Origin of the sequence: unidentified bacterial endosymbiont (assembly GCF_918797525.1) — a bacterium.
Classification (GTDB): Bacteria; Pseudomonadota; Gammaproteobacteria; order Enterobacterales; family Enterobacteriaceae; genus Enterobacter.
Window position 1 is genome coordinate 2,174,359 of sequence record NZ_OU963893.1, and the last position, 25,771, is coordinate 2,200,129.

The 25,771-nt window shown below is 53.5% G+C and carries 25 protein-coding genes, 2 tRNA genes and 2 pseudogenes; 17 read left to right on the forward strand and 12 right to left on the reverse strand.

The annotated features are described in order from the left end of the window. The first annotated feature begins 135 nt into the window (after nt 1–135). From sufA to ldtE, 7 genes are all read left to right on the forward strand, one after another. Nucleotides 136–504 carry a Fe-S cluster assembly scaffold SufA gene (gene sufA, locus NL510_RS10360; RefSeq protein ID WP_253384293.1) on the forward strand — a complete coding sequence of 123 codons (369 nt, stop codon included), beginning with the start codon at nt 136–138 and terminating at the stop codon, nt 502–504. An 8-nt stretch (nt 505–512) separates the two neighbouring features. Beyond that, a complete protein-coding gene (gene sufB, locus NL510_RS10365) occupies nt 513–2,003 on the forward strand; it encodes a Fe-S cluster assembly protein SufB (RefSeq protein WP_253384295.1) in 1,491 nt (496 codons plus the stop codon). A 9-nt stretch (nt 2,004–2,012) separates the two neighbouring features. Then, a complete protein-coding gene (gene sufC, locus NL510_RS10370) occupies nt 2,013–2,759 on the forward strand; it encodes a Fe-S cluster assembly ATPase SufC (RefSeq protein ID WP_253384297.1) in 747 nt (248 codons plus the stop codon). Further along, nucleotides 2,734–4,005 (forward strand): Fe-S cluster assembly protein SufD, encoded by a 1,272-nt coding sequence (gene sufD, locus NL510_RS10375; RefSeq protein ID WP_253384300.1) that lies wholly within the window; start codon nt 2,734–2,736, stop codon nt 4,003–4,005. Before sufC ends, sufD begins: the two co-directional genes overlap by 26 nt. After that, entirely contained in the window at nt 4,002–5,222 is a 1,221-nt protein-coding gene (sufS, locus tag NL510_RS10380; protein WP_253384302.1) for a cysteine desulfurase SufS, read from the forward strand. The genes sufD and sufS overlap by 4 nt, the downstream gene beginning before the upstream one ends. 14 nt (nt 5,223–5,236) lie before the next feature. Further along, nucleotides 5,237–5,653, forward strand: a complete 417-nt coding sequence (gene sufE / locus NL510_RS10385) for a cysteine desulfuration protein SufE (RefSeq protein WP_253384304.1) — start codon at nt 5,237–5,239, stop codon at nt 5,651–5,653. 97 nt (nt 5,654–5,750) lie between these two features. Then, nucleotides 5,751–6,764: a L,D-transpeptidase LdtE gene (ldtE, locus tag NL510_RS10390; protein WP_253384306.1), complete on the forward strand. Its 1,014-nt coding sequence runs from the start codon at nt 5,751–5,753 to the stop codon at nt 6,762–6,764. A gap of 59 nt (nt 6,765–6,823) precedes the next feature. Here ldtE and lpp read toward each other — a convergent pair whose 3' ends face one another. The 3 genes from lpp to ynhH all read right to left on the reverse strand — a co-directional run bounded on the left by lpp (nt 6,824) and on the right by ynhH (nt 8,995). Further along, nucleotides 6,824–7,060 carry a murein lipoprotein Lpp gene (gene lpp, locus NL510_RS10395; protein ID WP_001082307.1) on the reverse strand — a complete coding sequence of 79 codons (237 nt, stop codon included), beginning with the start codon at nt 7,058–7,060 and terminating at the stop codon, nt 6,824–6,826. A 311-nt stretch (nt 7,061–7,371) separates the two neighbouring features. Continuing rightward, nucleotides 7,372–8,793 (reverse strand): pyruvate kinase PykF, encoded by a 1,422-nt coding sequence (gene pykF / locus NL510_RS10400; RefSeq protein WP_253384308.1) that lies wholly within the window; start codon nt 8,791–8,793, stop codon nt 7,372–7,374. A gap of 7 nt (nt 8,794–8,800) precedes the next feature. After that, the gene (gene ynhH / locus NL510_RS23010; RefSeq protein ID WP_436299121.1) at nt 8,801–8,995 is read right to left on the reverse strand and encodes a protein YnhH; all 195 of its coding nucleotides are present in this window, start codon (nt 8,993–8,995) and stop codon (nt 8,801–8,803) included. A gap of 557 nt (nt 8,996–9,552) precedes the next feature. On the opposite strand from ynhH, the pseudogene NL510_RS10405 reads away from it, so the two are divergent. From NL510_RS10405 to NL510_RS10420, 4 genes and pseudogenes are all read left to right on the forward strand, one after another. Continuing rightward, nucleotides 9,553–9,693 (forward strand): annotated as a pseudogene (locus NL510_RS10405) (ATP-binding cassette domain-containing protein); the annotation flags it as partial. Further along, nucleotides 9,687–10,151: pseudogene (locus tag NL510_RS10410) on the forward strand (MetQ/NlpA family ABC transporter substrate-binding protein); the annotation flags it as partial. The pseudogenes NL510_RS10405 and NL510_RS10410, both read left to right, overlap by 7 nt. A gap of 108 nt (nt 10,152–10,259) precedes the next feature. After that, on the forward strand, nt 10,260–10,469 hold the full coding sequence (gene fumD / locus NL510_RS10415; protein WP_253384310.1) for a fumarate hydratase FumD: 210 nt from the start codon (nt 10,260–10,262) through the stop codon (nt 10,467–10,469). Between the two features lie 197 nt (nt 10,470–10,666). Continuing rightward, on the forward strand, nt 10,667–12,073 hold the full coding sequence (locus tag NL510_RS10420; RefSeq protein ID WP_253384312.1) for a DUF1996 domain-containing protein: 1,407 nt from the start codon (nt 10,667–10,669) through the stop codon (nt 12,071–12,073). A 49-nt stretch (nt 12,074–12,122) separates the two neighbouring features. On the opposite strand, the gene NL510_RS10425 is transcribed toward NL510_RS10420, so the two are convergent. Then, nucleotides 12,123–12,263, reverse strand: coding sequence for a hypothetical protein (locus NL510_RS10425; RefSeq protein ID WP_253384314.1), 141 nt, complete (start codon nt 12,261–12,263; stop codon nt 12,123–12,125). 482 nt (nt 12,264–12,745) lie between these two features. Here NL510_RS10425 and NL510_RS10430 point away from each other — a divergent pair, with 482 nt between their 5' ends. Further along, complete coding sequence (locus tag NL510_RS10430; RefSeq protein ID WP_253384316.1) at nt 12,746–13,528, forward strand: MBL fold metallo-hydrolase; 783 nt, start codon at nt 12,746–12,748, stop codon at nt 13,526–13,528. A gap of 71 nt (nt 13,529–13,599) precedes the next feature. Beyond that, nucleotides 13,600–14,235: a carbonic anhydrase gene (locus tag NL510_RS10435; protein ID WP_253384317.1), complete on the forward strand. Its 636-nt coding sequence runs from the start codon at nt 13,600–13,602 to the stop codon at nt 14,233–14,235. 27 nt (nt 14,236–14,262) lie between these two features. Here NL510_RS10435 and NL510_RS10440 read toward each other — a convergent pair whose 3' ends face one another. From NL510_RS10440 to mdtK, 4 genes are all read right to left on the reverse strand, one after another. Next, nucleotides 14,263–15,858 (reverse strand): FAD-NAD(P)-binding protein, encoded by a 1,596-nt coding sequence (locus NL510_RS10440; RefSeq protein ID WP_253384320.1) that lies wholly within the window; start codon nt 15,856–15,858, stop codon nt 14,263–14,265. Nucleotides 15,859–15,977: 119 nt separating this feature from the next. After that, nucleotides 15,978–16,054 (reverse strand) — tRNA-Val (locus NL510_RS10445). Between the two features lie 4 nt (nt 16,055–16,058). Then, nucleotides 16,059–16,135 (reverse strand) — tRNA-Val (locus NL510_RS10450). A 153-nt stretch (nt 16,136–16,288) separates the two neighbouring features. Then, nucleotides 16,289–17,662, reverse strand: coding sequence for an MdtK family multidrug efflux MATE transporter (mdtK, locus tag NL510_RS10455; RefSeq protein ID WP_253384322.1), 1,374 nt, complete (start codon nt 17,660–17,662; stop codon nt 16,289–16,291). Between the two features lie 222 nt (nt 17,663–17,884). On the opposite strand from mdtK, the gene NL510_RS10460 reads away from it, so the two are divergent. After that, entirely contained in the window at nt 17,885–18,526 is a 642-nt protein-coding gene (locus NL510_RS10460; protein ID WP_253384324.1) for a riboflavin synthase subunit alpha, read from the forward strand. Between the two features lie 181 nt (nt 18,527–18,707). On the opposite strand, the gene cfa is transcribed toward NL510_RS10460, so the two are convergent. Beyond that, the gene (gene cfa / locus NL510_RS10465) at nt 18,708–19,856 is read right to left on the reverse strand and encodes a cyclopropane fatty acyl phospholipid synthase (RefSeq protein WP_253384326.1); all 1,149 of its coding nucleotides are present in this window, start codon (nt 19,854–19,856) and stop codon (nt 18,708–18,710) included. A gap of 299 nt (nt 19,857–20,155) precedes the next feature. Then, on the reverse strand, nt 20,156–21,355 hold the full coding sequence (gene punC / locus NL510_RS10470) for a purine nucleoside transporter PunC (RefSeq protein WP_253384328.1): 1,200 nt from the start codon (nt 21,353–21,355) through the stop codon (nt 20,156–20,158). A 115-nt stretch (nt 21,356–21,470) separates the two neighbouring features. Here punC and punR point away from each other — a divergent pair, with 115 nt between their 5' ends. Beyond that, nucleotides 21,471–22,382, forward strand: a complete 912-nt coding sequence (gene punR / locus NL510_RS10475; RefSeq protein ID WP_253384330.1) for a DNA-binding transcriptional activator PunR — start codon at nt 21,471–21,473, stop codon at nt 22,380–22,382. Nucleotides 22,383–22,398: 16 nt separating this feature from the next. Here punR and purR read toward each other — a convergent pair whose 3' ends face one another. After that, entirely contained in the window at nt 22,399–23,424 is a 1,026-nt protein-coding gene (gene purR, locus NL510_RS10480) for an HTH-type transcriptional repressor PurR (RefSeq protein WP_253384332.1), read from the reverse strand. A 298-nt stretch (nt 23,425–23,722) separates the two neighbouring features. Between purR and cydH the strand changes: the two genes are divergently transcribed. Beyond that, on the forward strand, nt 23,723–23,812 hold the full coding sequence (cydH, locus tag NL510_RS10485; RefSeq protein WP_253384334.1) for a cytochrome bd-I oxidase subunit CydH: 90 nt from the start codon (nt 23,723–23,725) through the stop codon (nt 23,810–23,812). Nucleotides 23,813–23,975: 163 nt separating this feature from the next. Then, nucleotides 23,976–25,142: an MFS transporter gene (locus NL510_RS10490; RefSeq protein ID WP_253384336.1), complete on the forward strand. Its 1,167-nt coding sequence runs from the start codon at nt 23,976–23,978 to the stop codon at nt 25,140–25,142. Nucleotides 25,143–25,181: 39 nt separating this feature from the next. On the opposite strand, the gene sodB is transcribed toward NL510_RS10490, so the two are convergent. Further along, nucleotides 25,182–25,763: a superoxide dismutase [Fe] gene (gene sodB / locus NL510_RS10495; RefSeq protein ID WP_253384338.1), complete on the reverse strand. Its 582-nt coding sequence runs from the start codon at nt 25,761–25,763 to the stop codon at nt 25,182–25,184. Nucleotides 25,764–25,771 lie beyond the last annotated feature (8 nt).

Consider the following 25,771-nt stretch of genomic DNA (forward strand, 5'->3'; position numbering starts at 1 on the left):
ACAGGGTCTATGCTTAATAAAAGTAGCCAAAAAGGGCGATTAAGCGGAAAGCCCCTGCTCACAAGGGGTTGAAGTGATAATCGTTATCACTAACATGAGGTGATGCCCTGGTGGCTCATTAGATGAGGTGGACCTATGGAATTACATTCAGAAACCTTCAATCCTGCCGACTTCGCCTGGCGCGGCCTGACGCTGACGTCTGCGGCGGCGGCGCACATACACGAGCTGGTGGCAAAAAAGCCTGAGATTCTCGGCGTGCGGTTAGGTGTGAAACAGACCGGCTGCGCAGGCTTTGGCTATGTACTGGACACCGTCACCGTACCCGATAAAGACGACCTGGTGTTTGAAACCGACGGGGCGAAATTATTCGTCGCGCTGCAGGCCATGCCTTTTATCGACGGAACGGAAGTAGACTATGTCCGTGAAGGACTTAACCAGTTATTCAAATTTCATAACCCGAAAGCCCAGAACGAATGTGGCTGCGGCGAAAGCTTTGGGGTATAGGCGGTACTATGTCTCGTAATACTGAAGCAACGAGTGATGTTAATACCTGGAGCGGCGGAAACCTCAATTACAAAGAAGGGTTCTTCACGCAGCTACAGACGGACGAACTGGCGCAAGGCATCAGTGAAGAGGTGGTGCGGGCGATATCGGCCAAGCGCAATGAACCAGAGTGGATGCTTGAATTCCGCCTGAGCGCCTTCCGCGCCTGGCTGGAAATGGAAGAGCCACACTGGCTTAAAGCGCATTACGACAAGCTTAACTATCAGGACTACAGCTACTACTCTGCGCCATCTTGCGGCAGCTGTGATGATACCTGCGCCTCACAGCCTGGCGCCGTACAGCAGTCCGGTGCGGAAAACAGCTTTCTGAGTAAAGAGGTTGAAGAAGCCTTTAACCAGTTAGGCGTCCCCGTGCGTGAAGGCAGAGAGGTGGCGGTAGACGCCATCTTTGACTCCGTCTCGGTGGCGACGACCTATCGTGAAAAGCTGGCTGAACAGGGCATAATTTTCTGCTCATTTGGCGAGGCTATTCACGACCATCCCGAGCTGGTGAAAAAGTACATTGGCACCGTGGTGCCGGGTAATGATAACTTCTTTGCCGCACTCAACGCGGCCGTGGCCTCTGACGGTACCTTCATTTACGTGCCGAAAGGGGTACGCTGCCCGATGGAGCTGTCGACCTACTTCCGGATTAACGCAGAAAAAACCGGCCAGTTCGAGCGCACGATTCTGGTGGCCGATGAAGGCAGCTATGTCAGTTATATCGAGGGCTGCTCAGCCCCGGTACGTGACAGCTACCAGTTGCACGCCGCCGTGGTAGAAGTCATCATCCACAAAGATGCCGAAGTGAAATATTCTACGGTACAAAACTGGTTCCCGGGGGACGGCAATACCGGCGGTATTTTGAACTTCGTGACCAAGCGTGCGCTGTGCGAAGGTGAAAACAGCAAAATGTCCTGGACACAGTCTGAAACCGGTTCAGCGATTACCTGGAAATACCCGAGCTGCATCCTGCGCGGGGATAACTCCATCGGCGAGTTTTACTCCGTGGCGTTGACCAGCGGTCATCAGCAGGCCGATACCGGCACCAAGATGATCCATATCGGTAAAAACACCAAATCGACCATTATTTCGAAAGGGATCTCTGCCGGTCACAGCCAGAACAGCTATCGCGGACTGGTGAAAATTATGCCGACGGCGACCAATGCCCGTAACTTCACCCAATGTGATTCGATGCTGATTGGCACTGAGTGCGGGGCGCATACGTTCCCCTACGTTGAGTGCCGCAATAATAGCGCCCAGCTTGAACACGAGGCGACCACTTCGCGCATTGGGGAAGATCAACTCTTCTACTGCCTGCAGCGCGGGATCAGCGAAGAAGATGCGATATCAATGATTGTGAACGGCTTCTGTAAGGATGTGTTCTCTGAACTGCCGCTGGAATTTGCCGTTGAAGCACAAAAACTCCTCGCCATTAGTCTTGAACACAGCGTCGGTTAAGGAAAGCACATGTTAAGCATTAACGATTTACAGGTAAGCGTGGAAGATAAAGCGATCCTGCGCGGCCTCAATTTTGACGTCAAGCCGGGTGAAGTTCACGCCATCATGGGGCCAAATGGCTCCGGCAAAAGTACGCTTTCCGCGACGCTGGCAGGGCGTGAAGATTACGCGGTTACGCATGGCTCGGTTGAGTTTAACGGCAAAGATCTGCTGGAGATGTCTCCGGAAGAGCGTGCGGGCGAGGGCATCTTTATGGCCTTCCAGTATCCGGTGGAAATCCCGGGCGTCAGTAACCAGTTCTTCCTGCAAACCGCGCTCAACGCGGTGCGGAAATATCGTGGTCTTGAGGCGCTGGATCGCTTTGATTTTCAGGACCTGATGGAAGAGAAAATCAAGCTGCTGAAAATGCCGGAAGATCTTCTCACCCGTTCCGTTAACGTAGGCTTCTCGGGCGGCGAGAAAAAGCGTAACGACATTCTGCAAATGGCGGTGCTTGAGCCTGAGCTGTGTATTCTTGATGAGACCGATTCCGGCCTGGATATCGACGCGCTGAAGATTGTTGCCGACGGTGTGAACTCCCTGCGCGACGGTCATCGCTCGTTTATTATCGTGACCCACTATCAGCGCATTCTGGACTACATCAAGCCGGATTTTGTTCACGTACTGTATCAGGGACGTATTGTAAAATCCGGTGATTTTACGCTGGTTAAACAACTGGAGGAGCAGGGGTATGGCTGGCTTACCGAACAGCAGTAACGCGCTCCAGCAGTGGCATCGTCTGTTTGAAGCGCAGGGGCAAGCGCGTTCTGAACAGGCCCGGCATCATTTTCAGCAGATGCTGCGCCTCGGCTTGCCCGGTCGCAAGCATGAGAACTGGAAATACACCCCGCTTGATGGTCTGTTAAACGGCCAATTTGTTACGCGTCTGGCCACTATCACTCCTGCGCAGCGCGACGAACTGGCGCTGGACGTGGATGCCGTACGCCTGGTGTTTGTGGACGGGGCGTTCCGTCAGGAGTTGAGCGACCTCCCCCAGGACAGCGGCTTCGAGATTGCGATTAACGATGACCGCCAGAGCCTGACTGGCGCAATACAGCCTGACGTGTTTTTGCACCTTACTGAAAGCCTGGCGCAGTCGGTAACCCATATTCGCGTGAAGCGCAACCAGCGTCCGGCGAAGCCGCTGCTGTTGATGCACATCACGCAGGGACTGGAAGGGGAGGAGATCAATACCGCGCACTATCGTCACCACCTTGAGCTGTCGGAGGGCGCAGAGGCTACGGTCATTGAGCATTACATCAGCCTCAACGATACCCGGCATTTTACCGGCGCACGTCTGACGATGAATGTGGCGGCCAATGCTCAGCTTGAGCATATCAAGCTGGCCTTCGAAAACCCGTTAAGTCATCACTTCGCCCACAATGACATGGTGCTTGGGCAAGACGCCGTGGCGTACAGCCACAGCTTCCTGCTTGGCGGCGCCGTTCTGCGCCACAACACCAGCACCCAGCTTAACGGTGAAAATACTACGCTGCGCATTAATAGCCTGGCGATGCCGGTTAAAACAGAAGTCTGTGACACCCGCACCTGGCTTGAGCACAACAAAGGCTATTGCAATAGCCGTCAGTTGCACAAAACCATCGTCAACGATAAAGGCCGCGCGGTCTTTAACGGCCTGATTAACGTCGCGCAGCATGCGATCAAAACCGACGGGCAAATGACCAACAACAATCTGTTGCTGGGGCGACTGTCGGAAGTGGACACTAAACCGCAGCTGGAAATTTATGCTGATGACGTGAAGTGTAGCCACGGTGCGACGATCGGACGGATCGATGACGAACAGATGTTTTATCTGCGCTCGCGCGGTATCGACCAGCAGGCGGCGCAAAAGATGATCATCCACGCCTTTGCCGCTGAATTGACTGAAGCGCTGAATGACGAGGTTTTAAAACAGCAGGCTCTGGCCCGTATTGGTCAGCGCCTGCCTGGAGGCGATGCATGAGTTTTCCCGTAGACCAGGTTCGGGCCGATTTCCCGGTTCTGACCCGTGAAGTAAACGGTCTGCCGCTGGCCTATCTCGACAGTGCGGCCAGCGCGCAAAAACCGAACCCGGTGGTGGATGCTGAAGCCGAATTCTACCGCCACGGCTACGCTGCCGTGCATCGCGGTATTCACACGCTGAGCGCAGAGGCAACGCAGCGCATGGAGAACGTGCGCACGCAGGTAGCTACCTTCCTCAACGCCCGCTCGCCGGAAGAGCTGGTGTTTGTGCGTGGCACAACGGAAGGGATTAATCTTGTCGCCAATAGCTGGGGCAACGCGCAGGTTCAGGCAGGCGACAACATCATCATCACCCAGATGGAGCATCACGCCAATATCGTGCCGTGGCAGATGCTCTGTGAGCGTGTCGGCGCACAGTTGCGGGTGATCCCGTTAAACGTCGATGGGACGCTGCAGCTTCAGCTACTCGACACCCTGCTGGATGCGCAAACGCGGCTGGTGGCGGTCACGCAGGTTTCCAACGTGCTGGGCACTGAAAACCCGGTGGACGAAATTATCAAAAAGGCCCATCTGGCAGGGGCAAAGGTTCTGATTGATGGTGCTCAGGCGGTGATGCACCATGCTGTCGATGTCCAGGCGCTGGATTGTGATTTCTACGTTTTCTCCGGGCATAAGCTCTATGGGCCTACCGGTACAGGCATCCTGTATGTGAAAGAGGATATTCTGCAGGCCATGCCGCCGTGGGAAGGGGGCGGGGCGATGATCGCCAGCGTTAGCCTGTCGCAAGGGTCCACCTACGCGCCCGCGCCGTGGCGTTTCGAGGCGGGTACGCCGAATACCGGCGGCATTATTGGTCTGGGGGCGGCCATTTCGTATGTTACGCAACTGGGCCTTGATGCCATTCAGGCCTACGAGCGAGAGCTAATGCACTATGCGCTGCAGGCGTTGAGCAGTGTCCCGGATCTCATCCTGTACGGCCCGGCCGACAGGCTTGGCGTCATTGCGTTTAATCTTGGCAAACATCACGCCTATGATGTGGGCAGTTTCCTCGATAACTACGGCGTGGCCGTGCGGACTGGACATCATTGCGCCATGCCGCTGATGGCGTTTTACCAGGTGCCGGCAATGTGCCGCGCGTCGCTTGTGATATATAACACGACGGAAGAGGTCGACAGGCTGGTGGCGGGGTTAAAACGCATTCACCAGCTGCTGGGCTAACGGAGAGGCGAAAGATGGCAGAACTGCCGGACAAAGATAAATTGCTGCGTAACTTCGAACGTTGCGCAAACTGGGAAGAAAAGTATCTTTATATCATTGAGCTGGGCCAGCGCTTACCCCCGCTCAGTGCAGAGGCGCACAGTGCGGAAAACACGATTCAGGGCTGCCAGAGCCAGGTGTGGATCCTGATGCAGCAAACGCCTGACGGTGCGATCGAATTGCAGGGCGACAGCGATGCCGCCATTGTAAAAGGGCTTATCGCCGTGGTGTTTATTCTCTATCATCGGATGTCGGCGCAGGACATTATTGCTTTTGATGTCCGTCCGTGGTTTGACAAAATGGCTCTCACCCAACATCTCACCCCCTCCCGCTCTCAGGGGCTGGAAGCGATGATTCGCGCGATCCGCGCCAAAGCCGCAATCATTAGCTAGACTTACTGGACAGCATTCATTCTGTTTCGCGAGGTGGATCCCGCCTCGCTGGTTTTTCAGCTTTCTGGCGTCCTGCCAGTGAATAAGGAATCTCAGCATGAAGCGCGCGTCTCTAATAACTCTTTTACTTCTTGGTTCGCTCGGTGCCCTTAATTCGGCCTGGGCGGTAGATTATCCGCTTCCGCCTGCAGGCAGCCGCCTGATTGGGCAAAATCAAACCTATACTGTCCAGGAAGGTGACAATAAACTGCAGGCCATTGCCCGTCGGTTTAATACTGCCGCACAGCTTATTCTGGAAACCAATAATACCATTGCGCCGGTTAACCCTGCGCCCGGAACGGTTATCACTATTCCTTCCCAGATGCTGCTGCCGGATACGCCACGGGAAGGCATCGTGGTAAACCTCGCGGAACTGAGGCTCTATTATTTCCCGCCAGGAGAGAACCGTGTACAGGTCTTCCCGCTCGGAATTGGGCTACTGGGTCTGGAAACCCCGGTCAGCACCACGCGTGTGAGCCAGAAAATCCCGAATCCGACCTGGACCCCTACAGCGGGCATCAGAGCACGCTCTCTTGAGCAGGGCATTAAATTACCGCCGGTTGTACCTGCCGGGCCAAATAACCCGTTAGGACGCTTTGCGCTGCGTTTAGGCATAGGTAACGGAGAATATCTTATTCACGGCACCAGTGCGCCTGACAGCGTAGGGTTGCGGGTCAGCTCGGGCTGTATGCGCATGAATGCGCCGGATATCAAAGCGCTCTTCGAGCAGGTGCGTGTCGGTACGCGGGTACAGATTATTAATGAACCGGTGAAGTTCGCCGTCGAACCTGATGGCAAGCGTTATATTGAAGTGCATCGCCCGCTGGCGCAGGTAGAAGGTGAAAATCCTCAGGTTACGCCCATCACGCATTCCGCCGGGTTCGCGGCCTTTGTCGCTGAGTCAGAGAGTGATAAAGCGCTCATCAACAGAGCCTTGTCCCGTCGTGCGGGGATCCCGGTCGCAGTCACTGCGGGTAACGGCCCGTCAGCCAGCAATGGCGTGTTGTCGGTGCAGAACAGCCGGATATCAGCGGGCATAGCCGAGGGTGAAGGGGAGAGGGTAACGCAGTAGCGGTGTTACGCAGACAAAAAAATGGCGCACTGTGTGCGCCATTTTATTAACAGGTACTATTACTTACGGTATTTAGTAGCCTGGTTGTCCAGACGCTGGTTAGCGCGAGCTGCGTCGTCTTTAGCAGCCTGAACGTCAGAACGCATTGCGTTCACGTCGTTGCTCAGCTGGTCAACTTTAGCGTTCAGAGTCTGAACGTCAGAAGACAGCTGGTCGATTTTAGCGTTGCTGGAGCAACCTGCCAGCAGAGTAGAACCCAGGATTACCGCGCCCAGTACCAGTTTAGTACGATTCATTATTAATACCCTCTAGATTGAGTTAATCTCCATGTAGCGTTACAAGTATTACACAAAGTTTTTTAGGTTGAGAATATTTTTTTGTTGGGAATACGCCTATTTTTGATCGTTCGCTCAAAGAAGCAACGAATTCGGGGTTTTTATTGAAAAAGCTCTGTAAAAAAAGGCATTTTTCATCGGATTCATCTTAGATTAATCGCGATTAAATAGAAAAACTCGATTTGCTTTTTGAATTGTATTGGTTAAAGCGGGAAATAAAAAAAGCGCCCCGCAGGACGCTTCTTTAACAAAAATAATTCGCGTGGGAATTATTACAGCACGTGAACAGATGCGGTGTTAGTTGTACCAGACGGAACCAGCGCACCGGAAACCATCACTACAACGTCGCCTTTCTGTGCCAGACCACGGTCAACGAGCTGCAGAGCCACGTCTTTACCCAGACGATAGAAATCATCGGTAGAGGCAATCTCTTTTACCAGATGAGGCACAACGCCTTTACTCAGCACCAGCTGACGCGCCGTGGTTTCGTTGGTGGTCAGTGCCAGGATAGTCGCATCCGGGAAGTATTTGCGGATTGCACGTGCGGATTTACCGCCCTGGGTCGCCACCACGATCAGCGGCGCTTCCAGCTTCTCAGCCGTTTCCACTGCACCACGGCACACGGCTTCGGTGATGCGCAGTTTACGGCTGTCGTTGTTGTAGTCCAGACGGCTGGTCATCACGCGGTCGGTACGCTCACAGATGGTGGCCATAATAGAAACGGCTTCCAGCGGATATTTACCCTTCGCGGATTCACCAGACAGCATCACCGCATCGGTACCGTCGAGGATGGCATTTGCCACGTCGCCCGCTTCAGCGCGGGTAGGGCGTGGGTTTTTGATCATGGAGTCCAGCATCTGCGTCGCGGTGATAACCACTTTACGCGCGCGAACACATTTCTCGATCATCATCTTCTGCGCGAAGATAACTTCTTCAACCGGGATTTCAACGCCCAGATCGCCACGTGCCACCATGATGCCGTCAGACGCTTCGAGGATTTCGTCGAAGTTATTCAGGCCTTCCTGGTTTTCGATTTTGGAGATGATCTGGATCTTTTCGCCGCCGTGGGCTTTCAGGTGCTCGCGGATTTCAACCACGTCGGAACGTTTACGGATGAAGGATGCCGCAACGAAGTCAACGCCTTGTTCGCAGCCGAAGATCAGGTCTTGTTTATCTTTTTCCGCAAGCGCCGGCAGTGCGATGGAGACGCCCGGCAGGTTAACGCCTTTGTTCTCACCCAGGTCACCGTTGTTCAGCACTTTACACACTACGTTTTTGCCTTCAATGGCGGTCACTTCCATGCCGATCAGACCATCGTCCACCAGAACGGTGTTGCCAACGGACAGATCGCTGGTGAAACCTTCGTAGGTGACCGCTACGATTTCGTTGTTACCGACAACCGTTTTATCGGTGGTGAAGGTGAAGGTTTGGCCCGCTTTCAGCGAAACGTCGCTACCGCCTTCCAGTTTGATGGTACGGATCTCAGGCCCTTTGGTATCAAGCAGGATGGCTGCTTTCTTACCGGTCTTGCTCATGACGTTGCGCAAGTTCTGGATACGCTGACCGTGTTCTGCGTAGTCACCGTGAGAGAAGTTCAGACGCATAACGTTCATGCCGGCGTCCAGCATTTTGGTCAGCATCTCTTCGGATTCGGTTTTCGGGCCGATGGTGCAAACAATTTTCGTCTTTTTCATGACAGTCTTAGTCTTTAAGTTGGGAAGGATATGGAAATCTCGCTCCGGGGGCGCATCGCCGCAGAGCCAAACCTGTATTGCAAAAGAGTATATGACACGCACTAAGGATAGGAGACATCAAATGAGCGTGCAGAAGAAAGTGTGCCTGAATGTCAGCCCAACGGAGGAGAGGAAAAGTGGTACGTTGTTTTTTGTCTTCCAAGCGCTGAAACCATTCACCAGGGATTTGGGGCGCATTATACGCCGATTTTCACCTAAAAGGAAAATGAAAACAGCGTTTCAAAAATAATCTGTGCAGTTTCACATAATATTGTTATCAAGGCGTTAAGGCTTGTCGACAACTTTAGCCGACACACGAGGCGTCTGCCGCACGTTGCTCGTTTTCCTGGGTCTGGACGCGGTCGGCAAGTGGGTCGTTACTCTCTTCGATACCCACTGAAAGGCGGATTAACTGCACAACATTGCCCTTTGCCGGACATTGCGCAATCGCCTTTAAGTCCACGAGTTTAAGCAGCGAATTTATAGGGGTTTAAGGCATTATTCAGCGCCGCTTTGCAGGTGAAGGATTACGGCTTATGCGCCTTGCAGATAATCATTGCTGAAATGCCGCTTTTCCCATTGACCCCGGCTCGCCGTGTCTTATTTCGGGCCGTTATAAGAAATTCCAATTTGGTCATTTAAAAGCGGATAACGGCTGTTTACTCACTTTTGGACATCCATACTGCTTAACCGCTCTATGCGGCCGGATTGCGAAAAACAATGATAGTACTTAGCAATATTTCAAAGGTTTTTGACAACGGAAAGGTGGCGCTCACGGCTGCTGATAACGTCAACCTGACGATTGAACAGGGGCAGATTTACGGCATCATCGGTTACAGCGGCGCGGGTAAAAGTACCCTAAAAAATATAAATCACTGAAAGATCTGCCGGAAGCCGGCAAAATTATTATGCGTGATGCCGTTTCCGAAGAGGGACGTAGTCTCTCCATCTTCGAAAAAGAGGGAGTGATCAAGCTCAAGCCGGGCATCGACAAAGTGACCGCGCGTATCAGCGATATCATAGAGAACCCGAAAAAACTGCAGTTTACGCCTAACGTAGAAGCCTCACTGTTGCCGCAAATGTACAACAACGACGAAGGGGCGGCGGTGGTGATCAACGCTAACTACGCGATTGATGCGGGTCTCGACCCGATAGCCGTGGAGAGCGGTGAAAACAACCCGTACGCCAACATCATTACCGTGCAGCGCGGTGACGAGAAGAAAGATATTGTTGCGCTGGTTGACGTGCTGCACTCAAAAGAGTTTCAGGAGTGGATCCGTACCAGGTATAAAGGCGCTGTGATTCCGGTGAATAACTGATTACGGGATCCACAGATACAGCCCGGTGCGTTTCTCGCCGGGCTTCTTTTTTGTATCCAGCCCGCGGATCCATTAAGCTGATTTCTTTCGGGCAATGGAGTGATGGCAATGGGCAATGTGAGCAAAGATGATGCGCTGTATCAGGAGATGTGCCGGGTGGTTGGCAAGGTCGTGCTTGAGATGCGTGATTTAGGGCAGGAGCCGAAGCATATTGTGATTGCCGGTGTGCTCCGTACCGCGTTGGCCAACCAGCGCGTCAAACGCAGCGAGCTCACCACTCGGGCGATGGAAACGGTGGTCGATGCGCTGGCCGGATGATCCCCCCGCGTTTCGCCTGTTGCTCAGAACGGTATAAAAAGCGTCACCCTGAACTGCGCCGCAGGCGGGAAATCTACTGGAATGAGCTGTGCGTTGTCGCTGTAAAGAGAGGTTGAGCGGAAAAGTACGCAGGGAAAATCTCGGTTAACGAAAGCCGTTTTGTTACCTATATCTCCTTTCAATTTTAGGAGATAACGATGAAACGGACCACATTAACCACGGCGCTTTCAGCCCCTGTATTGCTGTTAGCAATGCAGGCGGCTCATGCCGGACCTCAGGCCCACGTTGTGTGCGGCTATTCTCACACCCTTGGCGATGACGCCATTATGATGTTCGGCAGGCCTAACGAAGCCATGCTGCACGATTTCTTCGGTAATACGCACACCGATGCCAGCTCGACCCGGGAGACATTGCGTGAGCAAGAAGAGACCACTTGCGATAACAAAGCGGACGGTTCCGCTTACTGGGCGCCGTCAATGCGTTTGCCTGACGGTACGGTGGTAACACCGGCGTATCAGAAAACCTACTACCAGGCGTCTAATGTAGAAACCTGGCCGCTGCAGCCGTTCCCCGCCGGGCTGTCTCTGCTGGCGGGCGATCACCACGGAGCGGCACCTAACCCCCACATCACGTTCTTATGCGCCAACGGCAAAGGTTACACCACCAAAACGGGTGAAGTTTGCGGATTACGTAAGGGGGGAGATGCCGTGCAGTTTAATATCGGCATTCAGTTCCCGAACTGTTGGGACGGCGTCAATCTTAAACCTTCTCATGGCGTCGCCAACGCAGCCTACGATACCAAAGGACAGTGCCCGACGGCGTTCCCGGTAAAAATTCCGACCGTGAACATGAACATTGCCTACGTGCTTCCTTCAATTACCTCTCTGGATACCAGCAAGGTACAGCTCTCGCTCGATCCCATTATGCATGGCGATACGCGTGAGGAGCTGTGGGGAAGCCTGTATACCGCACACGCTGATTTCATGAATGGCTGGACGGAAGACGCGGCGCGGTTTATGACCGAACTGTGCATGAACCGCGGAATGGACTGTGGAACCACCGTCCCTTACGGCTACTCGAAAGCTGAGGCGAACGTCGTGTTAAGCAGCCTGCAGCCTGAAACCTCCCAGCCCGATCCACAGGTTTTGCTGGTGCAGGATAACTGGCAAAATGGCGGAAGAACGAAAAACAGTGAAACCCTGTCACTGGTGAAATTCACCATCCCGGCGCTGCCAGCAGGGCAGGATCCGTCGCTGTTTAAATACCGCGTGCGCATCTATGGCGGAAAAGTGGAGACAGATGGCGCAGATCAAATCTTCTTCTACCCGACCAACAACAACTGGGATCCGTCCAGCGTCTCCTGGGCCACGCGTCCGGCGTGCAATTATAACTCGGATGCCGTGCTGTATCTCAACCACTCCCGTGAGTACCGAATGGTGGACGTAGACAAAGCGGTGCGCAAGGCGCTGGCGGAAGGAAAAACCGAGATTTCGTGGTATATCGGTGGCGATCGCCAGGGCAATCACTATCAGTTTGAACCAGCGGGATCGGAGCAAAGCCTGGTTCTGATGTTAAGCGGATTTAAAACCACGCCAGAAATCTGATGATACTACTGAGACGTAAAAAAAGCACCGGGTTGTCCGGTGCTTGCACTTAAATCTTGCAGGCGTCGCCGCAGTCATCATCGGCAATTATCGCCTGCGCTTTTTGATCCGCGTCGTCCAGACGTTGCGCATTACGCTCTTCGGCTTCATCCAGCCCGTTAAAGACTAAGTTATCGAGATCAATTTCCATGTTGCACCTGCTTGTTCGGTTTTTGATACGAGCAGAGTATAGGGCAAAAAACCTCGGTAATGTACCTCGCAGCACAGAAGGTGAAGCGCCGCAAGCAACGCAAACATAGCGATCCACCCCATACCAGTGGCATGATGTCAGTGCATTATTTGCAGATGCTCTGGCTACAGCAGGCAAAGAGATTTTGCGCCGAGATAATCCCGCTAAAAATACCGGGGCTTTTAATGCATCGTTTGAATTTCGCTTAACAGGATCGTGTTATTTGCGAAATTCTGTGTAGTGGATCGACTTAGTGATTTGGTGCGTCGCGGCGCTCAATCTCCATGCCTCAGACTGGAAGCCCTTGTCAAATCTGGATTTCCTCCCGTTCATTCCCGTGGAATCTCACGTACTTCCGGAAATATCTTCTGGATCAATGTAGTTGAGTCTATTCAGAAGAATAATCCCTGCCATACTCAGTGATTTACCGCTGAGGAACGCGCATGGCGATACTCTGTAAAACCTGTGGCACATCTTATGACCTGCAACCGGACCGCTGTCCCGTTTGCGAGGACGAACGACAATATGTCCCGAAAGAGGGGCAGACGTGGGTAGACTTCGCCACCCTGATCGCTTCCCACACCAATAAATGGCAGCAAATGGAGCCTCAGTTGCTCAGTATCCAGACCGTCCCTGCTTTTGGCATCAACCAGCGGGCGCTGCTTTTGCGGACCCCGCAGGGAAATATTCTGTGGGACTGCATTGCCAGCCTTGACCCGGCAACGCAAATGCTGCTGACGGCGCTCGGTGGCATCAGCGCGATCGCGATTTCTCATCCTCATTATTACACCACTATGCAGGACTGGGCGCAGACATTCGATGCGCCGATTTACCTGCATGCCAGCGACCGGGAGTGGGTCATGCGCGAAAGCGAGGCAATCCGCTTCTGGGAGGGGGACGCCCTTGACATTATGCCGGACGTGACGCTGCTACGGCTGGGCGGGCATTTTGCCGGGGGAACGGTGTTGCACTGGCAAGCAGGCCAGGGCGTGTTGCTGGCGGGGGATATTTTGCAGGTGACGCCGGGCAAAGACGCTGTTTCGTTCATGTGGAGCTATCCTAATATGCTGCCGCTACCCGCAAGCATTGTTGAACAGATTACCGGTCATTTGCAGGGCAAACCGTTTGAACGGCTGTACGGGGCATTCGAAGGGCAGGACGTAGAGGCGAAAGCGGATGAGATTGTGCAGCGGTCTGGCGAGAAATATATTGCTTGTCTGAAGTAAAGCACGATGGGTAAACTCCGGGAGTGTGATCGCGATCATGCCTACACTAAACAGATAAAAGAGAAATCGTTATGCAACATATCATTGAAGGTTTTCTCAGCTTTCAGAAACAGATTTTCCCGCAACGTAAAGAGCTGTTTCGCAGTTTAGCGTCTAGCCAGAATCCCAAAGCGTTGTTCATCTCATGCTCAGACAGCCGTCTGGTACCTGAACTGGTTACCCAGCAAGAGCCAGGACAGCTTTTTGTTATTCGTAATGCTGGCAATATCGTGCCGCCGTTTGGACCTGAACCAGGCGGTGTCTCCGCGACCATCGAATATGCGGTGGTGGCATTGGGCGTGACCGACATCGTTATCTGCGGCCACTCTAACTGTGGCGCGATGAAGGCGATTGCCGATAACGCCAACCTCGAGCCAATGCCAGCGGTATCACACTGGCTGCGCTATGCCGATGCGGCGAAAGCCGTGGTTGAGAACACGCGCTGGGAGACGCCAATCGACAAAGTGAATGCCATGGTGCAGGAAAACGTGTTTGCGCAGTTGAGCAATATCAAAACGCATCCGTCGGTGGCGGTTGGTCTGCGCAACAACGCCATTCGCCTGCACGGCTGGGTGTATGACATCGAAAGTGGCGACATCCGGGCGCTGGAGAAAGAGACAAAAACCTTTGTTTCTCTCTCTGACAACCCGGACGTCTACTTCGAGTAATCAGACTCCGGGGGCAGGGAAGCCCTTTTAATGTTCCACGAAAGGGAGTTTGCGGCGCGGCCTCAGTGCTGGTTTTTCCGCTGCTTTCGCCATCCATTCGCCAATCTCTGCACACTCTGCCAGACCCTGCACAAAGGGGTGATCGTGCATCAGCCAAGGTATCGCACCAAAAGCGATTTTGCCGCGAAGTATTTCAGGCGCCTCTAAGGTGTAATCTTCGCCTACGTCCGGTATCTCATCTCCCGCGGCCAGCAGTTGTTTGCGAAGGGTGGGGAAGGGCAGATCTTTGGTCTTGAGCGGTTTTTGCCCGCGTGCGTCAATAAAGACGTCGAAGCGCCAGCTTTTCTCCTTAGCGGTGATAACCGTTTGATCGCGGCCGACGTCCAGATCGTAATCATCCCCGAGCGCAACCACGCTAAGGATCCCGGCCTCACGCAGTGCGAGAAGCCGGCGGATAGACTGCGGAGGAATGGCGGCATAGTTATCGATAAATACGCGCGCCAGCCCGTGCCGGAATCGTTTACCGTCTTGCTCATTGAAATGAGGGACGATCGCCTGTACCACTTCATGCAGACGCAAAATGGTATAGCGCCAGGCAACGGTGCGTTTGTCACGCTTGTTTTGCTCAACTTCCTGAAGATTGTCTTCTGCCCAGGCGAAGGGGTCGTGCTTTTTGCGATCGGCAAACCACGCATCAAGAAGCGTGTCGGCATTCAGCGTGCGCAGCGCAATGGCCTCGCACCACCGGGGATCGGCACGCTCAAGTTCCTCCACCATCAGCGAAAATATCCGATCAAGCAGACCATCCGCGCCTTTTTGTACCTCGGCATCAGCGACGGTTTCACTGAGAATGCGCAGCGGTTCATACGGAATGGGGCAGTAGAAATCAGCCTCCGGAAGAATACCCGTGCGCGACATCAATACGATTTTCAGCCCCCGGCTGGTGTCATCCAGCCTGAACTTATCATCAATAAACTCCCCGTGCTGGATAACCACGGCCATCGCGGCATCCAGCCCACTGAGAGAGGTGCCCATGATACCCACATGGCAGGGAGGGATCCTGGCGTCCATAAGGCCGGACCACGGGCTTGGAAAGAAGGTGAGAGTGGCTTCATCTTCATCAGGCCAGACGTGGCCCGTAGCGATGATGGCCAAATCAAAGCGCTTTTTGAAAGGGGTTTGGTTGACCGAAAGCGTAACGCCCTCAGTGTTTGTATCGATATCTGTCACGCGGGCGTTTTCATAAACCTGCACATCGAAACCCCGATTTTTAGCCTCTTCAGTGATAGCCAAAAAACGGTCGCGGAAATACTCACCCAGCAAAATGCGGGGCAAGAACTGCCGGTCATGGAGCGTGGATTTATCTACGCCATAGCGCGCAAGATGCGCTGCGCCTTGGGTTTTTAGCCAGTCGAGATAGGTGATAAATAAGGGCGGAATTTCGATACTCGCGATATTCGCCAGCATCAGACGTGAGTTTTCTTCATCGCTGTAAGGCATACCCACACCGGCTTCTTCAGCCTGTTCGAAAACGGAGATAGAGAGGGGCGCTGTGTTTTTTAAAAGCGAATAAAAGGTGTAAATCCCTGTTGGGCCTGAGCCGATAATGGCGATTTTCTTCATCGACAGACTTCCTGTATTTTTTTCCATGAGAAAAGCGTAGCAGGTAAGGGGTAAAGAAACGGGAAGATTGGGATTATTCAGGATATTCAGAGAAAGATTGCACCATTTCAGGAGTGAAATGGTGCGTCCGAGTGGACTCGAACCACCGACCCCCACCATGTCAAGGTGGTGCTCTAACCAACTGAGCTACGGACGCAGAATGGTGCGTTCAATTGGACTCGAACCAACGACCCCCACCATGTCAAGGTGGTGCTCTAACCAACTGAGCTATGAACGCAACGCGTTGTCAGTGACAACGGGGACGAATATTAGCGGCACAGCTCCGAACAGGCAAGAGGGAAAATGCATTTTTCTCTCTGATTTCACTCGATTGCTTCAATACCGCGCAAAGTGAAGAGAAAGTAGCCGCCAGCAGGCGGCCACTGGATACTTAACGTGCGGCACGTTGCAAAATTACCGTCGAGGGCTGGCGTTGCAGGAAGCGCATGCGCAGCATCATCATGATGGCTGCGGCGGTCAGCCCGATGATAAAGCCCATCCAGAAGCCAGCCGGACCCATGCGTTCAACCACCCAATCGGTCAGCGCAAGAATATAGCCGCACGGCAGGCCTAACACCCAGTAGGCGATGAAGGTAATAAAGAAGATTGAACGTGTATCTTTATATCCGCGCAGGATACCACTGCCGACAACCTGAATGGAGTCTGATAGCTGATAGATAGCAGCCAGCAGCATCAGGTGCGAGGCGAGCATAACAACCTCAGGGTTATCGTTGTAGAGCAGGGCAATCTGCTCGCGAAGCGCGATGGTGAAAAGCGCCGTACAGGCAGCCATGCAGACTCCGACACCCAGCCCGGTTCGCGCGGCCGTTTGCGCCTCAAGCGTTGAGCCTTGCCCCAGACAAAAGCCCACGCGGATCGTCACGGCGGCGGCCAGCGACATTGGCAAGACGAACATCAGGGAGCTAAAGTTCAGCGCTATCTGGTGTCCTGCAACGTCAATAATGCCCAGCGGAGAAACCAGCAGAGCCACCACTGCAAACAGCGTCACTTCGAAGAACAGCGCCAGCGCAATAGGAAGCCCAAGCTGTATCAGACGGTTCATAATATTCCAGTCCGGGGCGCTAAAGGAATCTTCGTTACGAATATCGCGCATGGATCGGGCACGTTTGATAAAGGTGAGCATGCTAAAGAACATGACCCAATAGACCGCAGCCGTCGCCACGCCGCAACCGATCCCGCCGAGTTCGGGCATACCGAAGTGACCGTAGATAAAGATATAGTTCACCGGAATATTCACCAGCAGGCCAATAAACCCCATTACCATTCCCGGTTTGGTTTTGGCAAGACCTTCACACTGGTTACGGGCCACCTGGAAAAACAGATAGCCAGGCGCACCCCACAGCAAGGCGCGCAGATAGCCAACGGCTTTATCTGCCAGCGCCGGATCGATATTATCCATGGCGCGGATGATATGCCCTGCGTTCCAGAGCACGACCATGATCAGCACCGAGACGAAGCCTGCCAGCCAGAATCCCTGGCGAACCTGATGGGCAATACGCTCTCGTCGTCCTGAACCATTCAATTGGGCGATAACCGGCGTGAGCGCCAGCAGCAGTCCGTGACCAAAAAGAATGGCGGGCAGCCAGATAGAGGTTCCTATTGCCACTGCAGCCATATCGGTAGCGCTATACCCGCCTGCCATCACCGTGTCCACAAAGCCCATTGCGGTCTGCGCCACTTGCGCGATGATCACGGGTATCGCCAGCGCCAATAGCTGGCGCGCTTCATTCATGTACTTCTGCACGTGAACACCTATGTATTGTTGTTATTTAAGAGACTAAAAAAGCCGTCGTAACGGGCAGCAAGAAGAAAATCCAGAGGGGTGCCAGCTATTGTAGCGGGGTTAAAGTAATTATCTAGTGAAAAAATCGCCAGAAAATGCCCTCCACTGGCAACCTGTTTTTCCAACTGTTATTGTGGTGGGATTAAACGGTGTCACCGCCGTCCGGAAAAAGGAGTAAAAAGTATGTTTACTGGTATTGTACAGGGCATCGCCAAAGTGGTGTCTATAGATGAAAAACCTAATTTTCGCACTCACGTGATTGAGCTGCCGGAATATATGCTCGACGGCATTGAAACCGGCGCGTCGATCGCCCATAACGGCTGCTGCCTGACGGTGACCGAAATTAACGGCAACCATATTAGCTTTGATTTAATGAAAGAGACCTTACGCATCACCAACCTTGGCGAACTCGGGGTAGGTGACAGCGTTAACGTGGAGCGTGCCGCCAGGTTTAGCGATGAGATCGGTGGTCATTTGATGTCTGGTCACATCATGACCACCGCCGAAGTCGCCAAGATTGTGACCTCTGAAAATAACCGTCAAATTTGGTTTAAGGTGCAGGATCCGACACTTATGAAATACATCCTGTATAAAGGATTTATTGGTATTGATGGCATCAGCCTGACCGTTGGGGAAGTGACGCCGACCCGTTTTTGCGTGCATTTGATTCCGGAAACGCTCCAGCGCACAACGCTTGCTGCAAAAAAACTGGGCCATCGCGTGAATATTGAAATTGATCCGCAAACCCAGGCGGTTGTGGATACCGTTGAGCGCGTGCTGGCGGCAAAAGAGGCCGCAACAATCAAGGCTGCCGAAGAAGAATAAAAACGTTATCGCTGCTGATAAACAGAATGCCATCACTCTTTCATCAACGTTGTTTACTAAAAGTCATGTTCCGGTAACGGACTAAAATATGATTAATCAAAACATTGCCTGAGCCCGGGCGTATTAAGGGGGCCGAGCTGGCCCCCTTAATACGTTCGACTCTCTTTACCGTAACGGATGTCTAGCGGGCAACGCGCAAACCCTGTTCTATTCCCCGGCTAAACACGACCTGCCATAACTGAATATCACGTGCACGGAACGCACCCGCGCAGGCGTTCAGGTAATAGCTGAACATCCGTTTAAAGCGTTCAGTATAGTTGCCCTCAATATCTGGCCAGGCGTCCTGGAAACGTGAGTGCCAGGCCATCAATGTCGTATCATAATCTGCGCCGAAATTATGCCAGTCTTCGACGATAAAGTGAGGCTCACTGGCTGTGGCAATCTGGCGGACTGAGGGTAAACACCCGTTCGGGAAGATATATTTATTAATCCACGGGTCAACGTTGTTATCAGTCTGTTTTGAGCCGATGGTATGCAGCAAGAAGATACCATCAGGCTTCAGATTACGATCCGCGACGTTAAAGTAGGTGTCATAGTTTTTCGGCCCCACGTGCTCGAACATGCCGACGGAGACAATACGGTCAAACTGCTCGTTCAGGTCACGATAATCCTGAAGCCGAATATCAACGTCCAGAGCGTGACAACGTTCCTGCGCCATTTTTTGCTGTTCGGCTGAAATGGTCACCCCAACCACGCTCACGCCGTAGTGACTGGCCATATAATAAGCCAGCCCACCCCAACCGCAGCCAATATCCAGCACGCGCATTCCGGGCCGTAACTGCAGTTTTTCGCAAATCAATCGCAGCTTATCGCGCTGGGCCTCTTCAAGGCTTGATGCCTCTTTCCAGTAAGCGCAGGAATATTGCATAAAGGGATCAAGCATGCGGCTGAACAGATCGTTACCCAAATCGTAGTGCTCTTTGCCCACGATCCATGCTCGTTTTTTACTTTGCAGATTAAATAAACGTGCGGAGGCGACACGCAGGGTATCTTTAAAATTTCGCGGGATCTGTTTTTCCAGTCCGGCGCGTAAAACGCTTGAGAAAAAGATATCCAGCCGCTCGCAATCCCACCAGCCATCCATATAACTCTCACCCAGACCCAGCGATCCTTCCTGCAACACCCGTTTAAAAAAATCAGGGTGTTTGATCTGCGGATCGGAGGGGGACGATCCGTTAATGGTAATACCTGCGCGACCCAACAGTTCACTGACGATCCGGGACCAGTTGTCGTCCGGAACGCTGACTTCTTCTATACACGATGAACTCATAGCTTCTCCATCACCTTGCTGTGATCAGAACCTTCAAACAGCGTAGACGCTTTTTATGGTTTGTGAGAAGTCTCACGGAAATGGACCGTGAGGCTACTATCCGACGTAGAACCGAGGAAGGAAGATAACCCTTGCCGAAATGTTTTCTATAGCAAAACGGGAGCACCGTGGCTCCCGTTAACACTTAATATTTATAGTATTTAATTGAACCAAATGTAGTATAGGCCTCAAAATTTGTTGATTCAACATTAAAATGTTAGCAAGCTAATGACTTAAATGTAACATAATGCCTGACGCAATTATGCGTGCGACGTCTGTGTACGTCGCCTGTCATCATTCTCTCGTCGCGCCGCAGACTGCATGCGATAGCCAAGGGCCGCCAGCGCAACGGTCACCAGCATCACGCTGGTGGTGGTCAACAGCGGAGTAGAAATCAGCGCTGATACCACCAGGCTTGCGAGAAAGCAAAGGCCCAGTTGCAACGTATTTTGCAGCGCGGCTGCGCGACCTGTCGCCTGCGGGAACGGACGCAACGCCTGCGCCACGACGATAGGGTAAATGGCGCCATTCGCGATAGCCATGATGCAGAATGGAATCAAAATTTCAGCCAGCCCCGCACCTGGAATAAAGCCCACCGCCCAGGTTCCGATCACGCTAAACGCGTAGAGAACCAGCAACCAGGGCAGCATTTGCTGGCCTTCCCATTTCTGCAACGCCGCACGACAGCCATACCCTCCGACCAGGAAGGCGATAGTTTGTGGAACATAACTCAGGCCGATAGCCGCCGGGCTATAACCCATGCTGTGAAGAATAAACGGCGAGCCGGTCAGCCACGCGAAGAAGCTCGCCGAACAGGCCGCGTAAATCAGCACGTTACCGCGATATGCTTTCGTGCGCAGTAAAGAGGTAAAGGTAATCGGCTTCGCTTGCGCAGGCGTCTCTTTTTTCAGCGCGGGCTTTAGCGTAAACGCAGGCAACATCAGCACCAGGGTGATGACCAAGAGGGTGGCGAAGATTGCTTGCCAGTCGAAATGCGCAAGGATCCAGCTCCCCAGCAACGGAGCAAGGGCGGGAGAAAGTCCTACCAGCGGCATAATAGTGGCGAAAATGCGGTTTGTACGCGAGGCCGGATAATAATCGGTCACCAGCGCCTGCCAGGTTACCGCCGCGGCGCACACCCCGACGGCCTGAACAAAACGCAGCACCAGCAGCCAGGTCGCATCGCGTACCCACAACATCCCCAGACAGCCCACGGCAAAAATGGTCAGACCCAGTAACAATACTGGCTTACGGCCGAAACGATCTGAGAGCGGCCCCCAGAGAAGCTGAGCGATGGCAAACCCGGCGAGGAACAGGCTCAGGCTGGCGCTGATGGCGGCGGCAGGCGTTTGTAAATCTTCCTGCATCGCAGCAAACGCGGGCAGGTACATATCGGTGGCTAAAAAGCCCAGCACGCTTAATCCGCCGAGCCAGACCAGAAATCCTTTATGAGGTTGCACTGTTTTATTCTCCTTGAGGAGGCAGGTGTAGGTTGGCGCAGAGTGTATGGAGTGCAAAGCGGCTTGTGAAACGCTAATATTTGGTCGGTGCATTCAAAAATTTTGCAGGCAGAAAATGTGGTCAGATTATTCGCTTGAAGTGGTCGATGCTGTGGCGCGCAACGGCAGTTTTAGCGCTGCGGCGCAGGAGCTGCACCGCGTCCCTTCGGCAATCAGCTATACGGTGCGTCAACTGGAAGACTGGCTGGCTGTGCCGCTGTTTGAACGCCGTCATCGTGATGTGGAATTAACGCCTGCCGGGGCGTGGTTTTTGAAAGAAGGGCGTTCTGTTATCAAAAAAATGCAGATCACCCGCGAGCAGTGCCAGCAGATCGCCAACGGCTGGCGAGGCCACCTTTCTATCGCCGTGGATAACATCGTTAAGCCCGAACGGACGCGGCAGATGATTGTCGATTTCTATCGCCACTTTTCCGACGTCGAGCTTCGGGTGTCGCAGGAGGTCTTCAACGGCGTCTGGGATGCGCTGGCAGACGGCAGGGCAGAGATGGCGATAGGCGCAACCCAGGCGATCCCCGTCGGGGGGCGTTATGCCTTTCGGGATATGGGGATGTTGAGCTGGATTTGCGTCGTGGCGAGCCATCATCCGCTGGCGGCGCTGACGGGGCCGCTCAGCGACGACACATTACGAAGCTGGCCTTCTCTGGTGATGGAAGATACCTCTCGATCATTGCCTAAGCGTATCACCTGGCTGCTTGATAACCAGCGCCGGGTTGTGGTGCCGGACTGGGAAACCTCCGCGACCTGTCTCAGCGCCGGGTTGTGCGTGGCGATGGTGCCTGTGCATTTTGCGCGTCCCCGTATCGACTCAGGAGAGTGGGTGGAACTGGCGCTCGAAAATCCCTTTCCGGATGCAGCCTGCTGTCTGACGTGGCAACAAACTGACGTGTCGCCTGCAATGGCCTGGCTGCTGGATTACCTGGGCGACAGCGAAACGCTTAACCGGGAGTGGCTACGGGAGCCAGTGTAGCTGGCCCCATAAAGGATTAACGGCGGTAGTCGCGGAACGGACCGTCCGCGACGGAACGGCGTTCAATCAGGCGCGGGTGGACTTCAATGGATTGCGACTCTTCACGCTTGCTGACGATCCTGTCCATCAGCATATTGAAGGCCGTTTCGCCCAGTGAATCTTTCGGCTGGTGAATGGTGGTGAGCGCAGGTGTAAAGTAACGCGCATTACGCACGTTATCATATCCGATAACGGAAATGTCCTGAGGTACGCGCAGACCCAGCTCATCAGCGGCGCAAAGTGCGCCCATTGCCATGATATCGCCGCCGCAGAACACGGCGGTGGGGCGATGCGGCTGGGAGACGATTTGCTGCATAGCGCGATAACCCGATTCCGGCTCAAAGTCGCCCTGCACAATCCAGTTTTCCGGTACGGCGATCAGCGCTTCTTCCATAGCCTTCATAAAGCCAGCCAGACGGCCTGCGCCGGTATTACGCTCCAGCGGACCGGGGATCACGCCTATTTCACGGTGGCCCCGTTCGACCAGATAGCGTCCCGCCATATAGCCGCCTTCAAAGGCGTTATCGATGACGGAATCAGTGAAGTCTGCGCGCGCCTCACCCCAGTCCATTACCACCATGGGAATATGACGATACTCTTCCAGCATGGAAAGTACCGATTCCGGGTACTCGGAACACATTACCAGCAGGCCATCCACGCGTTTTTGCGCCATCATCGACAGATAGGCGCGCTGTTTTTCAATGTTGTTCCACGCATTGCCCAGAATCAGGGTATAGCCTTTCTGGAAACAGTTTTTCTCTACTGCTTCGATGATCTCGGCAAAATAGGCCGCTTCACTGCTGGTGGCCAGCAAACCAATAGACTTGGTATGATTAACTTTAAGGCTGCGCGCCACGGCACTTGGCGAGTAGTGCAGCTCCTTGATGGCTGCCCAGACGGCATTGCGCGTCTCTTCAGCAACAAAACGGGTTTTATTAATTACATGTGATACGGTTGTAGTGGAAACGTTTGCGCGTTTCGCTACGTCTTTAATCGTTGCCATTAAATGTCACTCCAGACCATATCCTAAGCTCCTGAAAAACATGAAGGTAAACGTTTGCCTTCTCTCACCCTTATCACGCAATCTGGAATTGCGACACGCCGGGAAAACGACACAGGACGTCAGGAGGGGGACAATGGCCGGTACGCTAATAAATTTAGCGTGGAATTTTGTCCTATCTTGATGAAAAGGGGAAGCGCTAAAGTCGATATCCGTCTAAATCCAGCAAGATTTTTGATGCAAACTGTGTAAAAATGAGCAGGCGCACTTTTCGTAGGGTGAATAAAAGGAGAAAAAATTGATGAACGCCAATCTTAAGTTTTCGTTAACGACCACCGTTATCGTTCTGGGTTTGATTGTGGCTGCCTCTTTAACGGCCATTCTGAACTGATTTATACGGGGGGAGAACGTGCTTCCCCCGGCTCTCCTCGATTGTTCCCTCTGCGGCAAAAATCTTTTGCCACATTGTTAACTTCTCATTTTTTGTGATTAATGTCATGCTTTTGACTTCTTAATTCTGTGTCGCTAGACGACACGGCATCCGGAGTTGACCCATGAAAATCAATTTTCCACTGCTGGCCCTGGCGATTGGCGCCTTTGGGATTGGTACCACTGAATTCTCCCCCATGGGATTATTGCCTGTTATTGCCCGGGGCGTGGACGTTTCTATCCCTGCGGCCGGTATGTTGATCAGCGCCTACGCGATAGGCGTGATGGTGGGCGCGCCCTTAATGACGCTGCTGCTTTCGCACCGTGCGCGCCGCAATGCGCTGATTTTTTTAATGGCTATTTTCACCCTGGGCAATGTGCTTTCCGCCATTTCGCCAGATTACACCACCTTGATGCTTTCACGTATTTTGACCAGCCTTAACCACGGCGCATTCTTCGGTCTTGGGTCTGTCGTTGCGGCAAGCGTGGTGCCAAAGCACAAACAGGCCAGCGCGGTAGCCACCATGTTTATGGGGCTGACTATCGCCAATATTGGCGGCGTGCCTGCGGCCACCTGGCTGGGGGAAGCGATTGGCTGGCGTATGTCCTTCCTCGCAACGGCTGGACTGGGTATTGTCGCGATGGTAGCGCTGTTCTTCTCGCTACCTAAGGGCGGTGCCGGTCAACGTCCGGATGTGCGCAAAGAGCTGTCGGTACTGATGCGCCCTCAGGTCCTTTCCGCGCTGCTGACTACCGTGCTTGGGGCGGGGGCGATGTTTACGCTTTACACCTATATTTCTCCGGTATTGCACGATATTACCCATGCAACGCCGCTCTTTATTACCGCGATGCTGGTGCTGATTGGCGTGGGTTTCTCTGTCGGTAACTATCTGGGCGGGAAGCTGGCCGATCGTTCGGTGACCGGGACGCTGAAAGGCTTTTTAACCCTGCTGATTGTCATCATGGTGGCGATCCCGTGGCTGGCGCGCAACGAATTTGGCGCGGCGCTGGCAATGGTCGTCTGGGGCGCAGCTACGTTTGCCGTGGTGCCGCCGCTGCAGATGCGCGTCATGCGCGTGGCGCATGACGCGCCTGGACTTTCGTCGTCGGTTAACATTGGCGCATTCAACCTGGGTAATGCCCTCGGCGCTGCGGCGGGCGGAGCGGTGATTTCAGGCGGGCTGGGATACAGCTTTGTCCCGGTGATGGGGGCCATGATTGCCGCGCTCGGTCTGCTGCTGGTGCTGATGTCGGGCCGCAAACAACCCGAAGTCGCCTGCGCTGCAAAATAGGTCAAAAACGCAGAAGGGTAAACCTTCTGCGTGCCTCCTTTATGCGGCGAAATTCTTCGCCACAAAGTCCCAGTTAACCAGTGCCCAGAAGTGCTCCAGATACACAGGACGCGTATTGCGGTAGTCAATGTAGTAGGCGTGTTCCCAGACATCCACGGTCATCAGCGGCGTAGCGCTGCTGGTCAGTGGAGTACCGGCGTTTGAGGTCGAAACGATAGCCAGTTTGCCGTCCGCTTCTTTAACCAGCCACGTCCAGCCAGAGCCGAAGTTTTTGATTGCAGCATCGGTAAACTTCGCTTTGAACTCAGCGAAGCGACCAAACGCGGCGTTTATCGCACCAGCCAGTTCACCGGTCGGCTCTCCGCCTGCATTGGGTGCAAGGCAGTGCCAGTAGAAGGTGTGGTTCCACACCTGAGCGGCGTTATTGAAAATTCCACCGTCAGAACTGCGCACGATCTCTTCCAGCGTTTTGCCTTCATAATCGGTGCCCTTGATCAGGTTGTTCAGATTGGTGACGTAGGTCTGATGATGTTTGTCGTAATGGTATTCCAGGGTTTCCACTGAAATGTGTGGCGCCAGGGCGTCTTTTGCATACGGTAGTGCAGGTAATTCGAACGACATTGCTTCTC

What these genes read in the sequence shown, in the direction of transcription:
- NL510_RS10490 (WP_253384336.1), top strand. Translation starts at nt 23,976, where the DNA reads ATGAAAATCAATTTTCCACTGCTGGCCCTGGCGATTGGCGCCTTTGGG.
- NL510_RS10460 (WP_253384324.1), top strand. Translation starts at nt 17,885, where the DNA reads ATGTTTACTGGTATTGTACAGGGCATCGCCAAAGTGGTGTCTATAGAT.
- NL510_RS10430 (WP_253384316.1), top strand. Translation starts at nt 12,746, where the DNA reads ATGGCGATACTCTGTAAAACCTGTGGCACATCTTATGACCTGCAACCG.
- sufE (WP_253384304.1), top strand. Translation starts at nt 5,237, where the DNA reads ATGGCAGAACTGCCGGACAAAGATAAATTGCTGCGTAACTTCGAACGT.
- sufC (WP_253384297.1), top strand. Translation starts at nt 2,013, where the DNA reads ATGTTAAGCATTAACGATTTACAGGTAAGCGTGGAAGATAAAGCGATC.
- lpp (WP_001082307.1), bottom strand. Translation starts at nt 7,060, where the DNA reads ATGAATCGTACTAAACTGGTACTGGGCGCGGTAATCCTGGGTTCTACT.
- sufA (WP_253384293.1), top strand. Translation starts at nt 136, where the DNA reads ATGGAATTACATTCAGAAACCTTCAATCCTGCCGACTTCGCCTGGCGC.
- sufS (WP_253384302.1), top strand. Translation starts at nt 4,002, where the DNA reads ATGAGTTTTCCCGTAGACCAGGTTCGGGCCGATTTCCCGGTTCTGACC.
- sodB (WP_253384338.1), bottom strand. Translation starts at nt 25,763, where the DNA reads ATGTCGTTCGAATTACCTGCACTACCGTATGCAAAAGACGCCCTGGCG.
- fumD (WP_253384310.1), top strand. Translation starts at nt 10,260, where the DNA reads ATGGGCAATGTGAGCAAAGATGATGCGCTGTATCAGGAGATGTGCCGG.
- pykF (WP_253384308.1), bottom strand. Translation starts at nt 8,793, where the DNA reads ATGAAAAAGACGAAAATTGTTTGCACCATCGGCCCGAAAACCGAATCC.
- sufB (WP_253384295.1), top strand. Translation starts at nt 513, where the DNA reads ATGTCTCGTAATACTGAAGCAACGAGTGATGTTAATACCTGGAGCGGC.
- cydH (WP_253384334.1), top strand. Translation starts at nt 23,723, where the DNA reads ATGAACGCCAATCTTAAGTTTTCGTTAACGACCACCGTTATCGTTCTG.
- NL510_RS10420 (WP_253384312.1), top strand. Translation starts at nt 10,667, where the DNA reads ATGAAACGGACCACATTAACCACGGCGCTTTCAGCCCCTGTATTGCTG.
- NL510_RS10440 (WP_253384320.1), bottom strand. Translation starts at nt 15,858, where the DNA reads ATGAAGAAAATCGCCATTATCGGCTCAGGCCCAACAGGGATTTACACC.
- sufD (WP_253384300.1), top strand. Translation starts at nt 2,734, where the DNA reads ATGGCTGGCTTACCGAACAGCAGTAACGCGCTCCAGCAGTGGCATCGT.
- ldtE (WP_253384306.1), top strand. Translation starts at nt 5,751, where the DNA reads ATGAAGCGCGCGTCTCTAATAACTCTTTTACTTCTTGGTTCGCTCGGT.
- NL510_RS10435 (WP_253384317.1), top strand. Translation starts at nt 13,600, where the DNA reads ATGCAACATATCATTGAAGGTTTTCTCAGCTTTCAGAAACAGATTTTC.
- cfa (WP_253384326.1), bottom strand. Translation starts at nt 19,856, where the DNA reads ATGAGTTCATCGTGTATAGAAGAAGTCAGCGTTCCGGACGACAACTGG.
- purR (WP_253384332.1), bottom strand. Translation starts at nt 23,424, where the DNA reads ATGGCAACGATTAAAGACGTAGCGAAACGCGCAAACGTTTCCACTACA.
- NL510_RS10425 (WP_253384314.1), bottom strand. Translation starts at nt 12,263, where the DNA reads ATGGAAATTGATCTCGATAACTTAGTCTTTAACGGGCTGGATGAAGCC.
- punR (WP_253384330.1), top strand. Translation starts at nt 21,471, where the DNA reads ATGTGGTCAGATTATTCGCTTGAAGTGGTCGATGCTGTGGCGCGCAAC.